The organism is Collinsella tanakaei YIT 12063 (genome assembly GCF_000225705.1).
Lineage (GTDB): Bacteria > Actinomycetota > Coriobacteriia > Coriobacteriales > Coriobacteriaceae > Collinsella > Collinsella tanakaei.
Genome location: NZ_JH126468.1, coordinates 287868 through 311393, shown reverse-complemented (window position 1 = coordinate 311393; position 23526 = coordinate 287868). Strand labels below are relative to the sequence as shown.

The 23526-nt window shown below is 61.2% G+C and carries 20 protein-coding genes and 1 pseudogene; 14 read left to right on the top strand and 7 right to left on the bottom strand.

The features are described 5' to 3' along the window. The first annotated feature begins 115 nt into the window (after positions 1-115). From HMPREF9452_RS04770 to HMPREF9452_RS04720, 12 genes and pseudogenes are all read left to right on the top strand, one after another. Positions 116-1411, top strand: a complete 1296-nt coding sequence (locus tag HMPREF9452_RS04770; RefSeq protein ID WP_232205018.1) for an ATP-binding protein — start codon at positions 116-118, stop codon at positions 1409-1411. A 606-nt stretch (positions 1412-2017) separates the two neighbouring features. Continuing rightward, entirely contained in the window at positions 2018-3454 is a 1437-nt protein-coding gene (locus tag HMPREF9452_RS04765; protein WP_009140991.1) for a rhamnulokinase, read from the top strand. A 17-nt stretch (positions 3455-3471) separates the two neighbouring features. Beyond that, a complete protein-coding gene (locus tag HMPREF9452_RS04760; protein WP_009140990.1) occupies positions 3472-3903 on the top strand; it encodes an RbsD/FucU family protein in 432 nt (143 codons plus the stop codon). A 20-nt stretch (positions 3904-3923) separates the two neighbouring features. Continuing rightward, on the top strand, positions 3924-5708 hold the full coding sequence (locus HMPREF9452_RS04755; RefSeq protein ID WP_009140989.1) for an L-fucose isomerase: 1785 nt from the start codon (positions 3924-3926) through the stop codon (positions 5706-5708). Between the two features lie 12 nt (positions 5709-5720). Next, positions 5721-6386, top strand: a complete 666-nt coding sequence (locus HMPREF9452_RS04750) for an L-fuculose-phosphate aldolase (protein WP_009140988.1) — start codon at positions 5721-5723, stop codon at positions 6384-6386. Beyond that, a complete protein-coding gene (locus tag HMPREF9452_RS04745; protein ID WP_009140987.1) occupies positions 6377-6859 on the top strand; it encodes a PTS system mannose/fructose/N-acetylgalactosamine-transporter subunit IIB in 483 nt (160 codons plus the stop codon). Before HMPREF9452_RS04750 ends, HMPREF9452_RS04745 begins: the two co-directional genes overlap by 10 nt. Continuing rightward, a complete protein-coding gene (locus HMPREF9452_RS04740) occupies positions 6859-7659 on the top strand; it encodes a PTS mannose/fructose/sorbose/N-acetylgalactosamine transporter subunit IIC (protein WP_009140986.1) in 801 nt (266 codons plus the stop codon). The genes HMPREF9452_RS04745 and HMPREF9452_RS04740 overlap by 1 nt, the downstream gene beginning before the upstream one ends. 17 nt (positions 7660-7676) lie before the next feature. Beyond that, a pseudogene (locus HMPREF9452_RS12350) lies at positions 7677-7931 on the top strand (PTS system mannose/fructose/sorbose family transporter subunit IID); the annotation flags it as partial. After that, positions 7879-8487, top strand: a complete 609-nt coding sequence (locus HMPREF9452_RS11935; protein WP_315968576.1) for a PTS system mannose/fructose/sorbose family transporter subunit IID — start codon at positions 7879-7881, stop codon at positions 8485-8487. The pseudogene HMPREF9452_RS12350 and the gene HMPREF9452_RS11935, both read left to right, overlap by 53 nt. A gap of 89 nt (positions 8488-8576) precedes the next feature. Beyond that, positions 8577-10889 carry a glycoside hydrolase family 95 protein gene (locus HMPREF9452_RS04730; RefSeq protein WP_009140984.1) on the top strand — a complete coding sequence of 771 codons (2313 nt, stop codon included), beginning with the start codon at positions 8577-8579 and terminating at the stop codon, positions 10887-10889. Positions 10890-10925: 36 nt separating this feature from the next. Next, the gene (locus tag HMPREF9452_RS04725; protein WP_009140983.1) at positions 10926-12737 is read left to right on the top strand and encodes a glycoside hydrolase family 98 domain-containing protein; all 1812 of its coding nucleotides are present in this window, start codon (positions 10926-10928) and stop codon (positions 12735-12737) included. Between the two features lie 59 nt (positions 12738-12796). Continuing rightward, entirely contained in the window at positions 12797-13795 is a 999-nt protein-coding gene (locus tag HMPREF9452_RS04720; protein WP_009140982.1) for a LacI family DNA-binding transcriptional regulator, read from the top strand. A gap of 92 nt (positions 13796-13887) precedes the next feature. Here HMPREF9452_RS04720 and HMPREF9452_RS04715 read toward each other — a convergent pair whose 3' ends face one another. Further along, positions 13888-14841: a lactate/malate family dehydrogenase gene (locus HMPREF9452_RS04715; protein ID WP_009140981.1), complete on the bottom strand. Its 954-nt coding sequence runs from the start codon at positions 14839-14841 to the stop codon at positions 13888-13890. 242 nt (positions 14842-15083) lie between these two features. Between HMPREF9452_RS04715 and metA the strand changes: the two genes are divergently transcribed. After that, the gene (gene metA, locus HMPREF9452_RS04710; protein WP_009140980.1) at positions 15084-16004 is read left to right on the top strand and encodes a homoserine O-acetyltransferase MetA; all 921 of its coding nucleotides are present in this window, start codon (positions 15084-15086) and stop codon (positions 16002-16004) included. Between the two features lie 139 nt (positions 16005-16143). On the opposite strand, the gene HMPREF9452_RS04705 is transcribed toward metA, so the two are convergent. From HMPREF9452_RS04705 to HMPREF9452_RS04695, 3 genes are all read right to left on the bottom strand, one after another. Beyond that, complete coding sequence (locus HMPREF9452_RS04705) at positions 16144-16806, bottom strand: hypothetical protein (protein WP_009140979.1); 663 nt, start codon at positions 16804-16806, stop codon at positions 16144-16146. A gap of 18 nt (positions 16807-16824) precedes the next feature. Then, positions 16825-17271 (bottom strand): hypothetical protein, encoded by a 447-nt coding sequence (locus HMPREF9452_RS04700; RefSeq protein ID WP_009140978.1) that lies wholly within the window; start codon positions 17269-17271, stop codon positions 16825-16827. Positions 17272-17343: 72 nt separating this feature from the next. Beyond that, on the bottom strand, positions 17344-18339 hold the full coding sequence (locus tag HMPREF9452_RS04695; protein WP_009140977.1) for a hypothetical protein: 996 nt from the start codon (positions 18337-18339) through the stop codon (positions 17344-17346). A gap of 53 nt (positions 18340-18392) precedes the next feature. Here HMPREF9452_RS04695 and HMPREF9452_RS12125 point away from each other — a divergent pair, with 53 nt between their 5' ends. After that, positions 18393-18611, top strand: coding sequence for a homoserine O-acetyltransferase/O-succinyltransferase family protein (locus tag HMPREF9452_RS12125; protein ID WP_009140976.1), 219 nt, complete (start codon positions 18393-18395; stop codon positions 18609-18611). Between the two features lie 3 nt (positions 18612-18614). On the opposite strand, the gene HMPREF9452_RS04685 is transcribed toward HMPREF9452_RS12125, so the two are convergent. Genes HMPREF9452_RS04685 through HMPREF9452_RS04675 form a run of 3 tightly spaced genes read right to left on the bottom strand, consistent with a single transcriptional unit; the run spans position 18615 to position 23274 of the window. After that, the gene (locus tag HMPREF9452_RS04685) at positions 18615-19646 is read right to left on the bottom strand and encodes a HipA domain-containing protein (protein WP_009140975.1); all 1032 of its coding nucleotides are present in this window, start codon (positions 19644-19646) and stop codon (positions 18615-18617) included. A gap of 58 nt (positions 19647-19704) precedes the next feature. After that, positions 19705-20217 (bottom strand): DNA-deoxyinosine glycosylase, encoded by a 513-nt coding sequence (locus tag HMPREF9452_RS04680; RefSeq protein ID WP_009140974.1) that lies wholly within the window; start codon positions 20215-20217, stop codon positions 19705-19707. Between the two features lie 9 nt (positions 20218-20226). Further along, on the bottom strand, positions 20227-23274 hold the full coding sequence (locus HMPREF9452_RS04675) for an insulinase family protein (RefSeq protein ID WP_009140973.1): 3048 nt from the start codon (positions 23272-23274) through the stop codon (positions 20227-20229). Positions 23275-23526: the final 252 nt, after the last annotated feature.

Here is a 23526-nt window from a genome sequence, read left to right as displayed (position 1 = left end):
ACCACATTTTTCCTTGGAACTTTGTGCGAGACTCCCACATTTTGCTTGGGAAGTTGCTAAACTGACCTAGAGATAAGGATGAGCGCGGCTGGAGGGCTCTATGGAAAGAACGTGTATGGCGGAGCTGGTTGCGTGGAAGGGCCGTTCCGGACGTAAGCCTCTTATTGTAAAAGGCGCTCGCCAGACAGGTAAGACCTGGCTTGTAAAGGAGTTTGGGCGCCGACAGTTCGCCGATACGGTGACGATCGATTTCATGCTCGATGAGAGCTATAAGAGCCTCTTTGCTCAAGACCTTGATCCTCGTAGAATCATCACTCAAATTGAGCTGCGCACGGGGCGTCGCATAGACCCTGAGGATACGCTGCTCTTCTTTGATGAAATACAAGAAGCTCCTCGTGGCCTTACATCTCTAAAGTACTTCTGTGAACAGGCTCCTGAATACCATGTTGTCGCAGCAGGCTCTTATATGGGACTTGGTTTGCGACGTGAGGGGGAGAGCTATCCGGTTGGCAAAGTTGACATGCTGACCTTTTATCCCCTGACGTTTGAAGAGTTTGTTCGCGCTGCTGCGGGTGACGTGCTTGCCGACGCCCTTGAAGCGGGGGACATGGCATTGCTTGATAGCGTAGCGGATGTGATTGAACGCCATCTGAAAGATTACATGGTCATTGGCGGCATGCCAGAAGTGGTGGCGGAGTTTGTCGCGTCGGGCGATTATGCGGAGTGTCGACGGCTGCAGGGCGATATCCTTCAAGCGTATGATGCGGACTTTAGCAAGCACGCACCGGTTAGGCTGTTGGAGCGCATGAGGATGGCGTGGCGCTCTATACCAAGCCAGCTTGCGCATGAGAACAAGAAGTTTGTGTACGGAGCGGTAAGGCCGGGCGCTAGGGCGCGTGATTTTGAGGAAGCTCTGCAGTGGCTTGAAGATTATGGGGTGGTTTATAAAGTTCCTCGCGTCGCCGCGTTACGCCTTCCGCTTGGGGGCTATGAGGATCTATCTGCGTTCAAGCTCTTTTGCTGCGATTTGGGTTTGCTGGGTGCTATGGCGGGGCTGCCGGAGACGGCGGTGATTGATGGGTCACGCGTCTTCACTGAATTTAAGGGAGCGCTGACCGAGCAATATGTTTTGCAGGAGTATGTTGCCCAGGGAGAGCAGCCGGTCTATTGGTCTAATGATTCAGGATCTGCAGAAATAGACTTTGCGCTTACCAGTTCGCGCGGCATTATTCCTGTTGAAGTAAAGGCAGGGGAGAACCTTCGGTCTAAAAGCTTGCGCGTTGCATGCGAAAAGTTTTGCATTGACCGTGCTGTCCGAACATCATTGTCTCCGTATCGAGACGATGGGTGGCTGATTAATGTTCCCCTTTGGGCGGTAATGCATAGCAAGCGCTTTGCTTTGAGCCAATAGCAAGATCAATGGAAATGGGGCCGGCTTGCGGGGGATTTCCCAACAAGCCGGCTCTTCCTGCCATGATTTGCCACCGGGTGAGGCGGCTGTTGATGTCGCGAATATGTTGGTAGCCGGCGCGGAACGTCTTGGGCTCTGCCTGAGCCGGCCCCATCGCACAATCAGCTTCGCTGCGGCCGATGGTGTGGGCGGCGGAGCGGAAAAAACGCCCTGCTCGTTGCCCAGACCGGTCATGAGGCGGGCGCGTTCATCACGGCATTTTCGTCGAGCCGAACCGTGGCAAGGCATGAGAATTGTATTCCTAACGGAAACGTCCTCCAATGTCTTCAACCTCCGCAAGCGCCATTGCTCTTCGTTCGCGGACTGCTGCGCGTAAGCCCCCGCTTGTGCCCGCTCAAACGAACGCGGCCCCGCTTCTCTAAGGCTAAAAACAACATAAAGATACGTTCGTCCCCTAAATAACTACCGTTCAAGTGTTCAAATCTGGCTTCCCAGAGGTTGCCTGCTAATAATGTAAACGGTTCAAGTTGAAACGGTTACACAAACACACTAAACCAGTGATGTTATAGAACCAGCAGGTAAAAGCCTTGATGAGGGGAGGTCGAAATGGAACAGGTTGAACATCGTTTTGAAGGATGTCGCGCTGCGGCAATCGATCTGGGGGCTTCGAGCGGTCGCGTGATCGTGGGCGTCATCGAAGACGGCCAGAGCCTTTCCCTGCGCGAGGTCCATCGGTTCGAAAACGGCCTTGTCCGCCATGGCGAGACGCTCGTATGGGATATGGATAAGATCGTCGCGCAGGTCGAGGCGGGCCTGGTGGCTGCGGTGGAAGCCGGGGCGAAGACATGCGCCATCGATACCTGGGGCGTCGACTACGGTTTGGTCGATAGCGATGGCAACCTGCTGGGTCCGGTGGTGGGCTACCGAGATGCTCGTACCGAGGGGCTCGCCGCCGCCTTGCTCGAGGACGGCACGCTCGCAGATGCCTACGAGAGGACGGGAATCCCCCCGCTAGATATCAACACGTCCGTTCAGATTGCGGCGCAGATTCGCGACGAGGGCCCTCTTCCAATGGGCGCGCAGATCTTGATGGTGCCCGATCTGATCACGTTTCTGCTTACCGGGGACCGCGGAACGGAGGCGAGCATAGCCTCCACTACGCAGCTTGTAGACGTTGCGTCCAAGCGGCAAGATGTGGAGCTGCTGGGGCGGTTCGGCGTGGACGATGCCATGGTCCCCGTTATTCGGCCCCTGGGCTCAGATGCGGGCGAGGTGAGGCTCGGCGATCATGCCGGTATGCGTATGGTGCGCGCGTGCGAGCACGACACGGCCAGCGCGGTGGCGAGTATTGGATTGGAGCCCGGCGACGCGTTTATCTCTTGCGGAACCTGGTCCCTTGTTGGCGTTGCCCGCGATACGCCCCTCGCAACACCGGAGGCTCTCGCAGCAGGGTTGTCCAACGAGAGCGGGCCGGACGCGTCGACCCTTCTGCTTGCGAACTGCACCGGGCTTTGGATCGCCCAGCAGCTCAAGATTGAAATGGAGGAGAGCCTCGGTCGGGGGCTCACGTGGCAGGGGGTAGCCGAGGAGGTCCGCGCGTCTTACGCATCGACCTTCCTATTCGACACCGAGGACCCTTCCCTCGCGCGGCCTGGCGACATGCTGGGAAAGCTCGAGAGGCTAGCCCGCGAGGAGGGCATCGAGGGCGACTTGGGCGTCGCGACGCTGTTCGGTTCGGTGTATGAAAGCCTCGCCAGGCAGTATGCACAGGTTATCGAACGTTTGCAGCGGGTGACCGGAGATCCCATCGAGCGGATTCGTGTGATAGGCGGCGGGTCGCGCAACGCCGTGCTTTGCCAGATGGTGGCGGACGAATGCGGGCTGCCGGTAATCGCGGGCCCCGCAGAGGCATCCGCCGTGGGAAACCTGCTGGTCCAGTTTTGCGCGCACGGTGCGTTTTGCTCCCTGGAAGACGCACGCCGCGCCGTCGGCTCGTCGCTGGAATGCGGAACGTATCTACCGCGTGCGGCAAGCGATTTGTAACGAAAGGAGTACGCCTTATGTTGAATGGCGTTCCCGCAAATATAGGGCCCGACCTTTTGAAGGTGCTATCCGAGATGGGCCATGGTGACGAGCTCGTAATCGCAGACGGCAACTTTCCCTCTGCGGCGCTGGCCCAGCGCTTGGTCCGGGCGGACGGGGTGGGCGTGCCGGAGATGCTCGAGAGTGTTTTGAAGCTGGTACCGCTCGATACGTACGTTGAGAGCCCGCTCGTGCTTATGGCGACCGTCGAGGGCGACCCCGAGCCTCCCATTTGGAGCGTGTACCAAGACATCGCGGACCGCTCGCAGGATGAGTCACCGGTGATGAGCCATATCGACCGCCAAGAATTCTACGAGCGTGCCAAGCGCGCCTACGCCGTGTTGGCGACAGGGGAGCGCGAGGTCTACGCAAACATCATTGTCAAAAAGGGCGTTGTGCGCTCTGTTTAAGCAAAGGGGTTGAAGGTCAGATGAACTATCCAAAGATTGGCATACGACCCGCCATCGATGGCCGCCAAGGAGGAGTGCGCGAGTCCCTTGAGGGGCAGACCATGGCGATGGCGCAGGCCGCCAAGGAGCTTATCGAGAGCTCTCTGCGCTATGCGGACGGGCAGCCGGTCGAGTGCGTGGTGGCGTCCCGTACCATCGGCGGTCGTGCGGATGCCGAGGCCGCTCGTTGCGAGTTTCTCGATAAGAACGTTGTCGCCACGCTCACGGTTACCCCGTGCTGGTGCTACGGGACCGAGACGCTCGATCTCGACCCCACAACCCTCAAGGCGGTCTGGGGCTTCAACGGTACGGAGCGCCCGGGCGCCGTATACCTTGCCGCGGCGATGGCGGCGCACGCCCAGTGCGGTCTGCCCGCCTTCAAGATTTACGGCCATGATGTGCAGGACGCCGACGACGCAACCATTCCCGCGGACGTTGCAAAGAAGATAATCTCCTTTGCGCGCGCCGCCGTCGCCGCCGGGCAGATGAGGGGCAAGGCGTACGTGAACCTCGGTGCCAGCGCGATGGGCATCGCGGGCTCCCAGGTGAACGTCGACTTCTTCCAGAAGTACCTGGGCATGTCGGTTGAGTTTGTCGACATGACCGAGATCTTGCGCCGCATGGCGCTGCATATCTACGACGAGGACGAGGTCGCCCGCGCCCGTGCGTGGATCGAGCAGAAGTGCCCCGAGGGCGTGGATATCAACCTGGGTCGCGAGCTGCCCCGAATCATCACCGACTCCAAGGTGGTTCCGGCCGACGAGGACTGGGATTTCATCGCCCGCCAGGTCGTCATCATCCGCGACATCCTTTTCGGCAATCCAAAGCTGGCCGAGATGGGTTGGCTCGAGGAGTCGCGCGGCCGCAATGCCATCGCGGGCGGCTTCCAGGGACAGCGCCAGTGGACCGACTGGCTGCCCAACGGAGATTTCGCCGAGGCCGTCATTACCTCAACCTTCGATTGGAACGGGGCGCGCCAGCCCATCGCGTTCGCCACGGAGAACGATACCCTGAACGGCGCCTCGATGCTGCTGGGAACCCTGCTGACCAACACGGCCCCCATCTTCTCCGACGTCCGCACGTACTGGAGCCCCGAGGCCGTCGAGCGCGTTTGCGGCAAACGGCTTGAGGGGCGAGCCGCCAACGGCGTACTGCATCTCATCAACTCGGGAGCAACGGCCTTGGATGCATCGGGCGCCGTGCGCGATGAGCGCGGCGAGTCGATCATGAAGCCGTTTTGGGAGATGGACCAGGCCGATATCGACGCTTGCCTTGCCGCGACCGATTGGTGCCGAGCCAACTACGAGTATTTCCGCGGCGGCGGCTTCTCGTCCCACTTCAAGACGGCGGGCGAGATGCCTATGACCATGATCCGCTTGAACATGGTCGCGGGCGTGGGGCCGACCCTGCAGATCGCGGAGGGTTACACCTGCGTGCTGCCGGACGATGTCCACAAGACCCTGGATGAGCGCACGGACAAGACGTGGCCCACTACATGGTTCGCCCCCAGGCTGGGAGCTCCGGGCTTCGAGACCGTCTGGGACGTCATGAACCACTGGGGAGCCAACCACGGCGCATCGGTATACGGGCACGTGGGCGGCGACCTCATCACGCTGGCGAGCATGCTGCGCATTCCGGTTACGTTGCACAACGTCGAGGACGAGCGCATCTTCAGGCCCTCGCTGGTCGATGGATTTGGAACCAAGGACCTCGAAGCCGCGGATATGGCCTATTGCCAGGCGTTCGGTCCGCTGTATCGGGGTTAGAGAGGAGAGGGTATGGCTGATTTCGATCGCGCGGCCCTTGTCGAGTACGGCAAGAAGCTGGTGAACGCGGGCCTTACCAAGGGTACGGGCGGCAACCTGAGCCTGTTCGATCGCGAGCGCGGGCTCATGGCGATCACGCCTTCGGGCATCGATTTCTTCGATATCCGTGAGAGCGACATCGTGGTGATGGATTCGGAGGGCAAGGTTGTCGAGGGCTCGCGCACGCCGTCGAGCGAGTGGCAGATGCATCTTGAGACCTATCTGGCGCGCCCGGATATCGATGCGGTGATCCATGCCCACACGATGTACGCGACGGTGATGGCGTGCCTGCGCGAGCCTTTGCCCGCGACCCACTATATGGTCGCCGTCGCAGGCGTGGACGTTCCGGTGGCGGAGTACGCAACGTACGGTACGCCGGAGCTCGCCCACAACGCGGTGAAGGCGATGGAGGGGCGCCGCGCGGTGCTGCTTGCGAACCATGGCATCCTGGCGGGCGCGAACGATTTGCTCAACGCCTTCAACATCGTGGAGGAAGTCGAGTACTGCGCCCAGGTCCATTGCATCGCAAAGAGCGTTGGAACCCCCGTCGAGCTGCCGCTTTCCGAGATGGAGGGCATGCTCGAACGATTCAAGACCTATGGACAGAAAACCGAGTACAAGGAGGAAGCATGTCAGTAAAGTTCGTTCGCATCGATGACCGCCTGCTGCACGGCCAGGTAGTCACCACGTGGCTCAAGCGCTACGACATCGAGCAGGCCATCATCGTCAGCGAAGAGGTCGCGCAGGACAAGACCCGCCAGATGATTCTGAAGCTGGCGGCCCCCTCGGGCCTGCGCGTCGTGTTCTTCAGCCCCGAGAAGCTCATCAAGGTTCTGGAGAAGTCCGAGGTCACCCGATCCACTCTGCTGCTCTTCACCAATCCTCGCGAGGTGTACGAGTGCATCGAGGGCGGCGTCGAGATTCCCTTCCTGAACGTTGGCAACATGAGCAAGACCGAGTCCAACGAGAAGATCACCGCCGGCGTCGCGGTGACCGAGGAGGACCGCTCCTACTTCAAGAAGATCATCGATGCAGGGGTCAACGTGGAGATCCAGATGGTCCCCACTGACAAGGTTTCCCAGATGAAGGACTTTATTGGAGGTAACGACTGATGTTTGTTCAAGCTTTGCTAGTCGCTCTCGTGGGAATCATCGCCACAATCGACTATAACGGCCCCCTGTTCATGATCCATCGCCCGTTGGTGACCGGTACGTTGACGGGCCTGGTGCTGGGCGACATGACCCAGGGTGTGATCATCGGCTCCTCGCTCGAGTTGATGTGGCTCGGCGTCACCGGCATCGGCGGCTACACTCCGCCCGACACCATCTCCGGCGCCATCGTAGGCACCGCGCTCGGCATCCTTTCCGGTCAGGGCGCCACGGCGGGTATCGCCATCGCCGTTCCGGTCGCCGTGGTGACCCAGCAGCTCGACGTTCTCGCCAAGACTGCCGACATCGCGTTCGTCAAGAAGGCCGACGCCGCCGCGGAGCGCGGTGACATCAGCAAGATCGGCCTGTACCAGTACGCATCCCTGGGAATCATCGTTCTGTTCAAGGTCGTTCCGATCTTCCTGGCGGTCCTTGTTGGCGGCGAGTACGTGCAGTCCCTGTTCGACATGATCCCCGATGTGGTCATGAAGGGCCTGAACGTCGCCGGCGGCCTGCTTCCCGCCATCGGCTTCGGCATGCTCCTCAACATGATGCTGAAGAAGAAGATGTGGGTCTTCCTGCTTGTGGGCTTCATCGCCTCCGCGTTCCTGGGCATGTCCACGATCGGCATCACCTTTGTGGGCGTCGCCGTGGCATACCTGACCGTCATGATGGGCAACGGCTTTGGCTCCGAGACCCCTGCCCCCGTTGCCGCCCAGACCGAATCCGCTTCCAATGATGATGACGAGGTGTATGACCTGTGAGCACCGATAACACCAAGATGAGCGAGAACGCCATCACCCCTTCCGTCCTTAACAAGATGTTCGGCCGCGCTCTCATGTACGGCGCGTCCTGGAACTACGAGCGCATGCAGAACCTGGGCTTCCTCTACATGATGGTTCCCGCCCTCAAGAGGACGTACAAGAACAATACCCCCGCCATGGCGCAGGCCATGAAGCGCCACCTGGAGTTCTTCAACACCCATCAGACCGCTGCCCCCTTTATCGGCGGCGTCGCCGCGGCGATGGAGGAGAACGAGGGCAACGACGGGGGGCAGCGCCATCAGCGGTATCAAGGTCGGCCTTATGGGACCGCTCGCCGGCATCGGCGACTCCCTGATCTGGCTCACCCTGGTCCCCATCTGCTTCTCCATCGGCGCTTCCTATTCCGCCGAGGGCGGCCTTCTGGGCGTTGCCATCGCGCTGCTCTTGATCAACGCCATCAACGTTCCCCTTAAGTACTTCGGCCTTAAGTTCGGCTATTCCAGCGGCTCCAAGTTCATCCAGGAGAGCGCCGCCCGCGGCACACTGGATACCATCACCAACATGGCTATCGCCCTTGGCCTGGTGCTGGTCGGTGGACTGATTCCCCAGATGGTGGGCATCACCTTTGGCCTGGAGTTCACCCAGGGCGAGTTGGTGGTCAGCATTCAGGAGCTCATCAACGGCCTCATCCCCGGCGTGATCCCCATGCTGCTCACGCTGCTCATGTGCTACCTGGTGCGTAAGGGCAAGAGTCCCGTCTTCCTGATCGTGGTCACGCTGGTTGCAGCCATCGCGCTCACTGCGCTGGGCGTGCTCACCACGGCCTAGGCAATCGCGTCTAAGGCGGCGCAAGCAAGATTTGAATGGCGCGGGGCGTTTCCGGTCCAAGGGACGCCCCGTGCATGCTAGGAGGAAATATGCGGCTGTGGTACACGTCTCCCGCGTCCGTTTGGAACGAGGCCCTGCCTATTGGCAACGGGCATATCGCCGGCATGGTCTTCGGCGGAGTCGAAAACGAAAAGTTCTCGCTTAACGATGAGACCATCTGGTACCGCGGGCCGGCGGACCGCAACAACCCAAGCTCGGCGGATAACCTGGGCAAGATTCGAGAACTGCTCGCCGTGGGCGATGTGGAGGCGGCCGAGGACCTGGTGGCGCTGACCATGTTCGCCACGCCTCGCGACCAGAGCCATTACGAGGTCCTGGGCGAGATGTTCCTGGAGCAGCGCGGCGTCGCCCTGGAAGCCTGCGAGTCGTACGAGCGCGAGCTCGATCTGGAAAACGCCCTGTGCCGCGTTTCCTTCTCGTGCGGCGGGGTGGACTACCGCCGCGAATACTTCTCCAGTTTCGCCAGGAACGTCATACTCGCCCGCCTGACCGCGTCCAAGGAGGGTTCCATATCCCTTCGCGCGACTCTGGGCAGGTGCAAGCGATTCAACGATTCCGTTCGCCAGTATCGCGACAGGGGCGTCATCATGGCTGCCCATGCCGGCGGTGCGGCGGGCGTGGGGTTCGAGGTGGGCCTGCGCGTGGTGTCGTGCGACGGGAGCGTGCGCGTTCTGGGCGAGACCATCGTGGTGGATGAAGCCACCGAGGTCGTTCTCGCCCTGGTGTCGTCGACCGATTACTGGAGCGCCGGCGCCGTCGAGCCCGACGCCTCATCGCTGATGGACGGATTCGACGGGCTCGATTTCGACTGCGCTTTGGATGACCATGTCGCAGCGTATCGCGAGCAGTACGGTCGTGTTGCGCTGGATATCGCAGCGGACGAGGAAGCCCCCTCGATTCCCACGGACGGCCTCATCGCCTGCGCGCGCGAGGGGCGCCATGTGCCGTACCTTCTGAACCTTGCCTTTGATTATGGCCGCTACCTGCTGCTATCGTCCAGCCAACCTGGAGGCCTCCCCGCAAACCTCCAGGGCATCTGGTGCGAGGACATCGATCCGATCTGGGGGTCGAAGTACACCATCAACATCAATACCGAGATGAACTACTGGATGTGCGGCCCGGCTGATCTGCCCGAGGCGCAGCTTCCGTTGTTCGACCTTCTCGAGCGCATGCGCGAGCCCGGTCGCCGGACCGCACGCGCCATGTACGGAGCCCGCGGGTTCACCTGCCATCACAACACGGATGGCTTCGCCGATACCGCCCCTCAGTCCCATGCGATCGGCGCCGCGGTGTGGCCCCTCACCGTTCCCTGGCTGCTCACGCATGTCTGGGAACAGTACCGCTTCTTTGGCGACGCATCGGTTCTTGCGGAGCATCTCGACATGTTCAAGGAGGCGCTGCTGTTCTTCGAGGACTACCTCTTCGAATACCAGGGCTACTTGGTGACCGGTCCATCCGCTTCGCCGGAGAACAGGTACCGCCTGCCAAACGGCGTCGAGGGCAACGTGTGCCTATCGCCTGCGATCGACAACCAGATCCTCAGGTTCTTCTTCGATTGCTGCGTCGATGTCGCCCGCGTGCTGGGCGACCAATCGGATTTTGCGGACCGCGCCAAGGCGCTGGCAGAACGCTTGCCGCCGACGCGCATCGGCTCGCACGGCCAGATACAGGAGTGGCTCGAGGACTATGAGGAGGTCGAGCCGGGGCATCGACACATCTCTCCGCTGTTCGGCCTGTACCCGGGCAACGAGTTCGACGTTCGCCGTACGCCCGAGCTGGCAGCTGCCTGTTTGCGTACCATCGAGCGTCGCACCTCGAACGCCGGATACCTCGACCTCGCCTCGCGAGACGTGGCTATCGGGAACTGGAAGGGGGCCGGCCTTCATGCGAGCACGCGCACGGGCTGGAGCTCCGCTTGGCTGGTGCATTTCAACGCGCGCCTGGGCAGGGGAGACGCCTGTATGGACGAGCTCACCGGAATGCTCGCGCATTGCTCGCTGCCCAACCTGTTCTCCGATCATCCGCCTTTTCAGATAGATGGCAACCTTGGGTTGACTAGCGGGGTGTGCGAGATGCTTCTGCAGAGCAACGCCGACGAGGTCCGTATTCTTCCCGCGCTTCCCGACGCGCTGCCAAATGGCTCGTTCACGGGCCTTCGGGCGCGTGGCGGCTTCAAGGTCTCCGCCTCTTGGACTAAAGGAACTCTTTGCTCCATCGAGGTGGCGGGAGAGCCGGGCGCCTCTTTTTCCTATTGGGTTCCTTCCAGCCGCACGGCTTCGGGCCTCGAGGTCTGCGAAACGCTGGAGCTTGGTTCCGATGGGCGCGCTACGAGGGAGTTCTAGCGCGCGTCACTTCCTTCTCGATTGATAGGAGCGACCATGGACATTACGAGAAGACAAGCCGTCAAGTCTGCGGCTTTTGCCATCGGCGCTGTCGCCGCCGCCGTGCCCGTAGCGGCTCGGGCGCAGGATGCCGCCGGGGCATCCTCTCAAGACGCTGTCATGAGGACGAGAATAAGCAATACCTCCCCGTTGCTGCTTTCGGCCGTGTACGGCAACACGCCGGACTCCCTCTGGTGGGGGAACACGCTCGAGGGAGCTTGGTCCGCTGTCCCCGACGATATCAAGCCCTACACCGCCATCGAATTGCATCCCGCTAAGGTTTGCAAGCCCACCAGCTGCATCCCCAAGGACACGCCCGAGCTTCGCGCCTGGTACAAGCATATGCTGGACGAGGCTCAGCTGCTGGGTATTCCGGTCTTCCTGGTCATCATGAGCGCAGGCGAGCGCCAGACGGTGCCCGCCGAGTGGCTCGCCGAGCAGTTCGAGACCTATTCGGTTCTCCGCGGCGCCATGAACATCGAGAACTACTGGATCTACAACGACGACCTTCCCACCAACGCGGCAAAATACCTCGAGGTCTGCGCTCGCTACGGAGGCCATTTCATCTGGCATGACCATGAGAATTGGTTCTGGCAGCGCGTCATGTCCAACAAGGCGTTTGCCGACGCAGCGGCCAAATATCCCAAAAACCTGGTCATCGCCACAAAGAACACGCCCATCCGCGATGACGCGTCTACGGACAGCATCGTTAACGGCATGTGGCTCACGGGCGTCTGCGAAAACTGGGGCGCCTCCATGGATACCTGGAAATGGTGGGAGAAGCACTTTACCAAGCCGTTCGACGCCGTGGGCACCCGTCCACGCGACATGCGCTCCTATGCGAGCGAGCCCGAGGCAATGATCGCATGCGAGATGATGAACGTGTACGCCAACGGCGGCACCGTCTACAACTTCGAGTGCGCCGCCTACACCTTCATGGATAACGACGTCGCCACCCCCGCCTACCTCAACGCCATCGTCCCGTTCTTCCGCTTCGCCATCGACAACCCCGCTCCGTCGCGCAAGGATGTTTTGGCTCGCACCAAGGCGGTGTTCTGGGAGAAGGACGGCGGCATCGAGTCCGTACCCGATTTCTATAAGGGGTTGAGCATGGACGATGAGTCCCTGCCGCTCTACGATTCCGGCCGCTACCATGCTCTGCCGGTCATCATGGACCGCGTGGACGAAGCGACCATCAAGGGACTCTTCCCCGGCGCTGTGATTCTTACCAAGAAGTCGCCGGAGTTGGCGCGCAAAAAGGAGCACCTGGACTCCCTTTACACGGTTGCCGCCGAAGGGGACGCCTTCGCCCAGCGGGTCGGCGATTCCTGGTGCACGTATAACAGCAACGCCAATGAGAACGGGGAGCAGTCGGCAACGCTTCCGCTCCTTGTGCATACGTGCAAGTCCGTCGAGGTGAAGCTGCAACCCCATTCATATGTCGTGGTGCAGGAGACACCCTACGTGGTGATGCTGACCATCCAGAATTACGTGACGGACAAGACGGCCATGTGGGAGCTCCAGGGCAACTTCGATGCGTCCGAGAGCTGGAAGCAAGGCGAGCTCGACCTTACGAACTGGTTGAGTTCGAACTATTGCGTGCACCCGGCAGACGGCGCCCTGCGTACCACGGAGTTCTCGCTTCACGGCGTCGGCAAGGAGCGCCCCTTGACCGATTTCACCGGCGACGGGCGCGAGTTCTCCCATGAGGAGAGTTGGGACGAGGCCAAGGGCGTTTTGAAGGTGGTCCTTAAGCATAACGGCGAGGTACGCGTCCTTATCCGAGCGGAAGGCGCGCCCAAGGTTTAGCAGCCCCGCATTGTATGAAGTAGAATTGACCGCGGTTGGGATATGGTGAGGAGAGGGTAATGGCGAACATACGAGAGGTGGCGAAGCGCTCCGGCGTTTCCGTTGGTACGGTTTCGCGCTATCTTAACGGCGTCAAGATCAGAGATGACAACGCCGAGGCCATCGCGCGCGCTATCGAGGCGCTCGACTACCATCCCAACCTTATCGGTCGTGCGCTCACCACGCAGCGAACCTATGCGATAGGCGTGTTGGTTGCAAGCGCGGCGAACGTCTTTGTCAGCTCTAGCATCGGCAAGCTTGAAACCGCGTTCGAGAAGCAGGGCTACTCGTCCCTGTTCATCGACTTCCATGGGGACGTGGACGTTCTCAAAGAAAAGGTCGAATTTCTCAAGCGTCGTTTTGTCGACGGCTTGGTCATCTTTCTCTCCGAGGTCGATGCCGAGCACCTGGAGTTTCTCGAGACGGTCAACATTCCCGTCATAGTGGTCGATAACCCCGTCGAGAGCGGGATGGTGGACTCTATCGTGGTCAACAACGCTACCAGCGCCAGGGAGATGGTGGGGGCGATGATCGACGCCGGCCATAAGCGGGTGGGCGTCATCGCCCCTTCGCAAGAAACCTACGTTGGGCGCCGGCGCCTTAAGGGCTGGACCGAGGCGTTTGAGAGCCGGGGCCTGCCCGCTCGTTCCCAAGACGTGCGCCTGTGCGCCCCTTCTAAGGACGAGGGTTTTGCCGCCGCCTGCTCGCTTATCGACCAAGGCGAAGTGACGGCGCTGTTCTCGTGTAACTACTACCTTGCGCTGGGCGCGCTCAAGGCGATTAGCCGCCGCGGCTTGCATCCCGGCATGGATATCGGTTTTGCCAGCTTCGATGATTTCGACTTCAGTGATGTCATGTATCCGTCCCTGTCCGTTATACGCCAGCCCATGGGCGAGATCATCGACGTTGTCGCCTCGCGAATGTGCTCAAGGCTGAACGGAGATGTGGACGAGGTCGGGATCCAGACGCTTTCTTGCTCGGTGAACATCACCGACTCGATTCGCGGCGGCTTGCAGTGAGTGCCGCCATCTTGCGCGTATTTTGACTTTAGCTAACAAAGGCGGTGCCGGCTTGCGGGGGTTTCCAGCAGGCCGGCACCGCCCGCTGCGCTCTACCACCAGGTGAGGCGGCCGATGTTGTCGCGGATGTGCTGGCAGCTGGCGTGGAACGCCTCAAGCTCTGCCTGGGAGAGGTCCAGCTCCATAACGCGCTCGACGCCGTTGCGACCGATGATGCAGGGCAGCGAGGTGAAGATGCCCTCCTCACCGTACTGGCCGGTCATAAGGGTGGAGGCGCCCATCACGGCGTGCTCGTCATGCAACACGGCGGCGACCACGCGAACGGCAGCGTTTGCCACGGCGTACTCGGTGCACTGCTTGCCGGCAAAGGTGACGTAGCCGCCCTGACGCGCCTTGTCCTCCATCTCGGCCAGGTCAAAGGCGAAGCGCTCGGGCTCCTCGTCCGCCAACTGCGCCAAGGGCTTGCCAGAGATGGAGGCGGACTTCCAGGCCGCCAGCATGGACGCTCCGTGCTCGCCAATCATATAGGCGTTGATGGACTTGGGGTCCAGGTTGCAAGCGAGCGAGATCTGGGAGCACAGGCGCGCGGAGTCCAAACCGGTGCCCGAACCGATGATGCGCGAGGGGTCGTAGCCGGTGAGGTGCCAAAACTCCGTGCAGACCACGTCGCAGGGGTTGGAGATAGAGATCCAGATGCCGTCGAAGCCCGCGTCGACAATGCGGTTGGCAAAGGTGCGGCAGGCGTCCGTGGTAAAGAAGAGCTCGCCGTCGCGGTTGCCAGCGGCCAGCGAGACCTTGCCGGCGGCGTTAACGATGACGTCGCAGCCCGCAAGCTCCTCATAGCGGTCCTGGCAGTCGATGATCTTGGTGTTGTACGGGCAGAACTGCAGCGAGTCGCGCAGGTCCTGCGTCTCGGACGCGGATTTGACAGAGTCGATGTCGCACAGGTAGAGCTCGTCCGCCAAGCCCTGCAGCAGCAGGCTGTTCGCCACATGGGCGCCCACGTGGCCCATTCCCACAATGCCAACGGTTCGCGGCTTGATCATTATGTATCCCTTCTAGCTGGAGAGCGTCGCGGGCTTTCGCGGCGCGCCGGCGTTTTGTTGCCGTGCATAGTAGCGCTGCAATGTGTCAGCTCTGTTGCAGAACAAGTCCGAAGCTGTCGCGCGTATCATTTCACCGCTTGCGGCTTTTGCGCGACATAAGCGGGCTGCAAGCGGGTATCGTATGCTTTACGTGTAAAAGCGAGAGCCTTGCAAGAGAGAGCCTAGTAACCTCGAGGTGGACCATGCCCATTCGCATACCAGACGCCCTGCCGGCAACCGAGACGCTGGAGAGCGAGAATATCTTTGTCATGACGGAGTTCCGCGCGCTACATCAGGACATTCGTCCCCTGCGCGTGCTGATCTTGAACCTCATGCCCACCAAGATCGCCACCGAAACGCAGATCATGCGCAAGCTCTCCAACACGCCGCTGCAGTGCGAGGTGGAACTTCTGCGTACCAGCAGTCACGAGGCTAAAAACGTGTCCGCCCAGCATCTGGATACCTTCTACCGCACGTTCGACGAGGTCCGCGATTCTAACTTCGACGGCCTCATCATCACCGGCGCTCCCGTTGAGCAGCTGGATTTTGCGGACGTCGACTATTGGGACGAGCTGGTCGAGATCATGGATTGGTCCACCACCAACGTGCATTCCACCTTCCACATCTGCTGGGGCGCGCAGGCTGGCCTGTACCATCACTACGGTATCGACAAGCACGAGCTGCCGGCCAAGCTCTCCGGCGTGTACCAGCACCGCGTGATCAAGCCCTCCTCGCCTTTGGTGCGCGGTTTCGACGACCGCTTTTACGCCGTTCATTCCCGCTATACGGGCGTGGACGAGGACGCCGTTGCGGCGAATCCGGACCTGGAGATCATCGCGACCTCCGACGTTGCCGGACTCTACATTGTAAAGTCCGTCGATAGCAGGCGGTTCTTTGTCTTTGGCCATCCGGAGTACGACAGCGACACGCTGCGCCTTGAGTACGAGCGCGACGTCAAGCGCGGCATCGACCCCGACGTGCCGGTGAACTATTTCCCCAACGACGACCCTTCGCGCGAGCCGCTTAACACCTGGAACAGTCAGGCGCAGCTGCTCTACACCAACTGGCTCAACTATTACGTGTATCAGACCACGCCCTACGACATCGAGCGCGTGGGCGAGTAGGGCATACTGCGCTGACGCGCGCCGACTTGGTCGATGGAGCGCGGGTGCGGTGAGGGTGGTAATGGGGTCCTCTTGCGGGCGGGGGTGGCGATAAAGGGTGCGGTAACCCGTACGGTGAGAGCGCCTTGCAACTCGATGCCTACAGCGGCCCGGGGAGGAGCAGGAGATGGCGGAAGCCGTCGCTGAATTCTCTTTCTTCGAGGACCCAGTTGCCGTCTTCCATCGTGAGTTCGAAGGTGACGAACGACGATTTCGTCTTGCTAGACGAGAACGCCTTGTCGAAATACGAGCGAAGCTGCGTTTTTTGCTCATCGTTCAGGGCACCGTCGTTGGTATGGGCCGAGAGTCCGTTATCGCGCAGGCAGCGTCGAGCATTATCTTGTAAATCAAAGTACATTTCGTAGATACTGAGTGCCTGCGCGCTGGTATATGCCGATGCGTGCGGTTCATCGGAATGAGGGAAGGCGGATACGGTCGAGATGTCGATGGAAAGGGCTCCAAGCGCGAGCTCCGCGAGTGGCCTTACATCGATGCCGAGCTCCTCGGGCGTTCTGGCGAAGTCGTCGTAGACGCGCTTTTCCATCCAGCTCGTGATGTGCTGGGCGGCATCGGCGTACTGCGGCGAATCGGGCGTTGTGATGCCGGAGAGACGGTCCTCAACAAGGGCACGGCATATCGCGGCATCTTCGCTGCGGTACGGATCGGTATATGAATGATCATCGCTTGGGCGCTCATCGAGTTTAGAAATGGTGAGCGCTTGGTAGGCGCAGCTTCCGATCCTAGAGGCGACGAGCATGACCATGAAGATAGGCAGGGCTCTTCACAATCGGCTGCTTCTTCGATATGGGCGCGCGCTTGGGGACGTTGATGCGGGGCGGTTGTCCGCTCGAACGCTCCGCGAGGCACGCTCCTTTGCGGGAGCCTCTTCGTTATGGGCTTTGGGGGAGGTGGCGTGAGCGACGTCGAAGCGATCTGAGGGTAGTTCCACGCGAGGGCTTTCAGATTCTTGGGAAGTGGTGGAACCTTGCGAATCATACTCGTTTGTTTTTTCGATTAGACGCTGGCGCTCGAGTTCGAGCATCTCGAGCTGGGCGGCAATTTCGGCATCTTCTTCATTCTCTGTAGCGGTGACATTGTCTACGCTTGACGCGCGTGGAGCTTCATGGAGCTCGTTCAGGTCGTCATAAACTTCGGAATCGGGGTCCTGCCAGGGTAGGATGGGTTCGCTTGCATTGAAGGGGCCGAAGTCTGATTCGTGTCGCGCCATAGTTGCTCCAAAGGATGTGGTGACGGTAATGCAAGACGTTTCAGTATCGGCGGGCGCATTGTGGAGTGTGCGCTACGCAGGCATGCCGAAGATATAGTCGCAGTAGCGCTCAAAGTCTGCCTCGTCGATCTTCCAGGTGTCGTCCTGAAGAGTGAGCCTTACTCGCATCGAGGATTCGCGTGATCCCGTCTCTGCCATCGCCGCCTGCAAGATGCCGGCGATATCGGCTTTTTGCGCATCGGCGAGTTCTTTGCCCTGCTTGATGTCGAGGAGGTAGAGACCTTGTTCGCTCAGGTAATCGTATAGGTCGCTTTGGAATTCGTAGTACATGGTCATCATCGAGCACGCCTCGGCATCGAAGTAGACAGAAGCGTATGGATCATCGGCTTCGGGGAATGCCTGGGCGTCGACCTCCTCGTAGATGAGAGAACCGATGACCCATTCGGCGACGATGGTGGGGTTAACCCCCAGCTCATCGGGAGTGAGGTCGAAGTCGCTCTCGATGCGCTGCGCGAAAGCTCCTGCAATGCGGTCGGCGACAGCGGCGTGCTCGGGGGTTCCCGCGAGCAAGAGGTGCTCCATGCGGGTGTTAGCGAGCAGGAGGCATAGGGCTTCAGGGGAGTCCTCGTCCTCTTCGAATGCGGGAGTGTCGTAGGGCTTGTTGGGTGAGCTGGGTGTGAATAGGCTTGTCGCGCAGCTCACGATGGAGCCGCCGGTGGACAGGAGGAGGAAGAGCATCCATATGCCCAGGATTAGCTTGAAGATACGGCGTGCAATGGACCCGGACGTTTTGTTGCGTGCCCTCTGGGCGCGGGCTTGGCGGGCCGCCTCGCGCTTAAGGGAGTCGGCGCTGCGCCGGCGGGTGCGGGGTGCCTTGGGCCCGTTGGTGTTGTTGGAAGCGAAGCCGGGCATTTGGCCAATCGGAGGTTTCGGCGCGCTATCGCCGTGATGAGGCGCCTCGTATGCTTCTTGCCCCTCGTCGTCGCGGGTCTCCGATTCTGGGTCCTGCCAGGGCGAGACCGGTTCGCCAGCGTTGAAGGGGTCGATGTTGGAATCACGTTTCGCCATGGCCGGCCTCCTTGAATTGGGCGCCTGGGGCATTGTCGCAAGTATAGCGGCGCATGGATGTGTTTCTGCGCCACCTTCGGCGAAGGGTTGTCCCCGTTGCCGTTCCAAGTGAGCGATCGCCTCGTACGTATTGGCGCTTTTTCCTGGGCGGCCGCCTCACGCGCGGTTCGTTCAACATCTGGAACAGCCAGGCGCAGCTGCTCTACACCAACTGGCTCAACTACTGCGTGTACCAGACCACGTCCTACGACATCGAGCGCGTGGGCGAGTAGGGCCTACTGCGCGGACGCGCGCCTGCGGGCGATTGCATCGGCTAGGGGCAAAAGCCCTTTCTCGTACCGCGCTTTCACCAGTTCGATATGGGATTCCCGTGCCGGTTCAGATAGGACGCGCCATCCATACGCTTCGCGAGGGACGCTATCAACGAGATTCTCAAATGCGGTCAGATCGAACGCCGAGGCAATTCTCTCTATCGCCCTATCGAGATCAGCGTTAATGGTTGTGCGCATGTAGTCGAACGGATGGATGTGTCGCGGCTTTCCGTCGTCCCCAATGGCGAGGTAGACGGATATGTTGGTGCCAAATGCGTCCTGCAAGATGGCATCGGAGTCACCGAGCCGGCGCTCAAAGGTGGAGTCGTTGCGCTTGCTGAAAAATGACGAGCCATTGTCATAGACGGGCGCTAGTGAGTAGCGCCCGTCCTCGTCCATGAGAACCCCCCAGTTGCCGTTGTTGCGATCGGGGTTCTTGATGAGCGCATCGACGACGAACATATCCCAGAATCTATCGAGAGCTCCCGGGATGTTAGATAGCGTTTCTGACTTTTCGATGCTAAGGAGCACGTCGGTTAGATAAACTGACGCCCCGTCCGAGGGGGAATCGTGAAAGCCATCGTCATCGTCGTCCATCTCAGTTTTGAGCTCGGAGAACATGAACAGGCGCTTGCCAGGATAGGTGAAATCCTTGCAAGCGCACACGATTTTGCCGCCGCGGTAGGCCAGCGCGGTTTCATGTGCAGGGATTCCCAACATCTGGTACAGGTGCGAGCCAAGGTATTCGGCTACGGGTGAGGAGGTGTACGAGGGGAGGTGCTTGCCGGCGAGGTCGCGCGATGAGCGCGGATACTTGGCGATCCAGTGTGCGCCCTTATAGACTATGCCCTCTTTTTTTCCGGCGCGCCCGCCATAGAACATGCCGGATTTTGCACATTCGCGCAAATCGAGGATATCCATATCGCTAAACCTTTCGCTGGTGCCGTCTGTTCTGCCGCGCAGATCGAGCTCGTTGCGCTGCCTGGCCGGATGCATTGTCTGAGACTGCTTACTGTCGCATTGTACATGCTGCACAACAATCTTAATGCCGCGTCTATATGGAGCTGGCCAGGATGACTTTGTATGCCTCAACCAGCTGCGGCAGGCGCATGCGGGCATTGGCGGCGCTGGTAGAGGGCAGGGCGGTTAGCGGAATGCCGCGTTCGCGCAGCAGCGAGCCGTCAAAGCGCTTGGCGAGCGCGGCCGCCTTGCCGCCGGTGCAAAAGACGTGTTGAATGGGGGCGGCGTCCAGAATGCGGGCGAGGTCGTTGGGCTCCGGCTCCGCGATGCTGGCGTCGCTGGCGCCTGTTATGGTACAGGAGCGCAGAACGTCCCACAGCGCGATGTGTCGCTGCAGCAGGAAGGCGTGCCGCGGCCCGTTCTCGTCCAACGCATGGTCTGCCAAGCCGTAGAGACTCTCCATTACGCGCCAAAAGCGGTTTTGGGGGTGCCCGTAGTAAAAATCCACCTCGCGGGATGCGGGCGAGGGCATGGTGCCCAGCACCAGCACCCGCGAGGACTCGTCGAAAACGGGCTCTATGGTATGGATGACGCGCCTGGCTTCCATGTGCAACGGCTAGGCGAGCAGGTCCACGGGCACCAGGTCCGCGTGCGATGCCTCGATGATGTCGCGCCCGCCAAAGACGCATGCCGGAGCGGCCTCCGCTACACGCGTGACGGTTTTGCCAAGCTGGCGCAGATCCTCGGGCGTTGCCTTGAGCAGCTGCTCACGCAGTTCAAGGCGCCAGTTGGCGGGCCGCTTGGCAAAGCATTCGTTGTCCTGGCGCTTGGTGAGCGCGTAGGGCTTGATGGGCGCGTCAAAGCCGGAAGCGCAGCTGACCACCATACCCTCGAAGGCATCCTGCGTGGGCTCGAAGGTGCTGAGCCACTCGCCGGCGCGCGCGATGCGCTCCAGAGAGGGGTCGATCGCCGGGTCGCGGTAGGTGTAGAAGGCCAGCTGACGGTCCATCATGGCGCGGAAGCCGCAGCCGTAGGCGCCGCCCTTGACGCGGATCTCGTTCCACAGGTACTCGTACGTGACCGCCTGCGCGGCAACGGCCCAGGTACCGTCCATCTGGATGTCGAGTACGCGGGGGTCGGTGCTGCGGGCAACGTAGCACACGTCCGAGGGGATGATGAAGGCCTCGCGACGCGGCTCCGGCATGGGAACGTAGAGCTCCTTGGCAGGGGCGGTGCGGGGTGTAAGGCCCAGGTTGCCGGCGACCTTCCAATAGCGCTGGTAGTCATCGTCCGAACCGGTGAAGCTGGTCACGGTGTTGGTGGAGGTGAAGATGCGCGTCTGGAGCTCCTGCAGTTTGGCGACAAGATCTTCCTTGCGCTCATCGAAGTTGTCGAGCAGGTCGCGCAGGAAGCGGTAGAAGTCTACGCCGGAAAGCTGCTGGGCGACCACGGAGGCGGGCGACACATAGCTCATAGCGCGTGCCAGCGCGGCGGCGTGGCCGGCGTTGAGGAAGCTCTGCTCCGCGCCGATGCGCATCTGGACCAGTACATCGTGGATGCGGTCAATATCCTCGAAGAGCGTCTCGCTCCAGACCTCGGCGGGGATCTGCGCCAGGGCATCGATCTTCTCGGAGAGGGCGCCGGCGGCGACGGTGAGCTTGGGTGCGGCGAGCTTCCAGTTGGGCTGGCTGATGACCTCCGCGCGGAAGGAGAGGAAGCCCAGGTTGGAGTCGATATAGCTGTCCAGTTCCGCGGCGCTGCGGCGCTTGGTGGCCAGCTGCTGCATCAGGCGGGAGAGGATGGTGACGTAGGGCAGCTCTGCGTAGCTCAGGTGCGAGATGTCGAAGTAGGTGAGCGCGTAGGCCAAACGATGCGTGGGGATGTTGTGCTTGAGACAGGGCAGCGGCGTCGCGGTGTCAAGCACGGGTTTGGGCTCCGGGCGGGCCGGGCCGATGTCCGACACGTGCAGGCGCGGCAGCGTTGCCTTGGCCTCGGGTGAGTCCTCCGCCTCTTGCTGGGCGCGCAGGCGCTCGACATCGTCCACGATCTGCTGCAGCTGCTCATGGGTAAGGGATGCTTTGATGGCTGCGAGCTCTGCTGCCTCGCCGGCGTCGGCTGAGGGGGCGCCGGTTTCGAGGTCGGCGTTCTCTAGCTCGTCCTCATCCGCGGCATCTGCGGCGTCCGCGTCGAGCGCGGCGGATGCGGCGCCCGTGGGGATGAGCTCTGCCAGCGCGTTGTGGTCGCTCTCGAGCACCAGGTCGCGCAGCAGGTCCTCAAAGTAGGTGCCGTCAAGCTCGCGGCGCAGCTCTGCATAGATGGGGGTGTAGCTAAGGGCCAGGGTGGCGGCGTCATCGTCGTAGAGCCAGGTGCTCAGGACGTCGCAGGAGATGGCGACGCCGTCGGCGATGCCGTAGTCGCGTTGGCGCAGGTCGTACTCGTCGTTGGAGATGGCCGCCTCCAGGCGGTCGCGCGGCACGCCTTGTTCTACCAGGCGGCGGCACTCGTCCTGGATGATCTGGCGAAGCTGGCGCGCCACCTGCGGCTTAGCGTTTTGCAACATGATGAGGCCGTAGGGCTGCAGCATGTCGCCGGCGGTGTAGTAGGTGACGTTGCCGCCCAAGCCGGCCGCCATGATGGCCTTCTTGACGGGGGCCTCGTTGGAGCCCATGAGGGAGTCCATCAACAGGTCTGCGGCGACGATGCGCTTGCGATCCAGGGCGTCGCCCAGCACGTAGGCCATGCCTACCAGGGCGTTCTCCGGCGTGGTGTCCATCTGGATGGAAGCATAGTCGCAGACCACGGGCTCCTGGCGCTCGAGCGGGTTGGGGTCGCCGGCGCACGCGCGCGAGGCGGCGTTGTCGCGCGACAAGAACTCATCGTCCAAAAACGCGAGCATGCGATCGGCATCGAGGTCGCCATAGAGGGTGATGTAGCTGTTGGCAAGGTTGTAGTGGCGCGCGTGGTTATCCAGGAAGTCCTGGTAGGTTAGCTGCGGGATGGCGCGCGGGTTGCCGCCGGACTCGTGCGCGTAGGCGGTGTTGGGGAACAGCGCCGCGGTGACGGCGTTGTCCAGCACGTCCATGGGGTCGGAAAGGGCGCCCTTCATCTCGTTGAAGACCACGCCGTTGTAGCGCAGGGTGCCGTCTTCAAGCTGGCCGCCCTGGGGAACGTCCAGCTCGTAGTGCCAGCCCTCCTGCTCGAAGATGGCGGGCTTGGTGTAGATGGCAGGGTTGAGCACGGCGTCCATGTAGACGCTCGCCAGGTTCATGAGGTCCTGCTCGTTAGTGGAGGCGACCGGGTAGACGGTCTTGTCCGGGTAGGTCATGGCGTTGAGGAACGTCTGCATGGAGCTCTTGATGAGGTCGACGAAGGGCTCCTTGACGGGATAGCGCTCGGAGCCGCACAAAACCGAGTGCTCCAGGATGTGGAAGACGCCGGTGTCGTCTGCGGGCGGGGTCTTGAAACCGATGGAGAACGACTTGTTCTCGTCCTCGCAGGGCAGGTACAGCAGGCGCGCGCCCGATGCGTCATGGCGCATGACGTAGGCGTGGGTGTCGAGCTCGGGGACGTCCTGGTCGCTAAGGACGGTGAAGCCGTGGATGACGGGGTTTTTGCCCAGAAGCGCGGCGGCGCGCTGGATGGCGCCGGTTTGCGATATGGTCATGGTGCTCCTATTCTGCGGTGGCGGGTCGCGGGCGGCGGGGCTTGCGGCGCGCGGCGTGCTTTATGCGGCATGCACGCGCTTGGCGCTCGCGGCGATGCGATCCGATGTGAATTTGCCTAAGGCATAGCTTACCCGTTAGAGGGTGCGTGGTTGCAGTGCGGGGACAATTGGGCCTTGGCGGTGCTTGCGGAATGCTCGCGGCTCTTGTTTTTGCCACCGTTTGTCGGCGTCACCTGGTACCCGCCGCCGAAA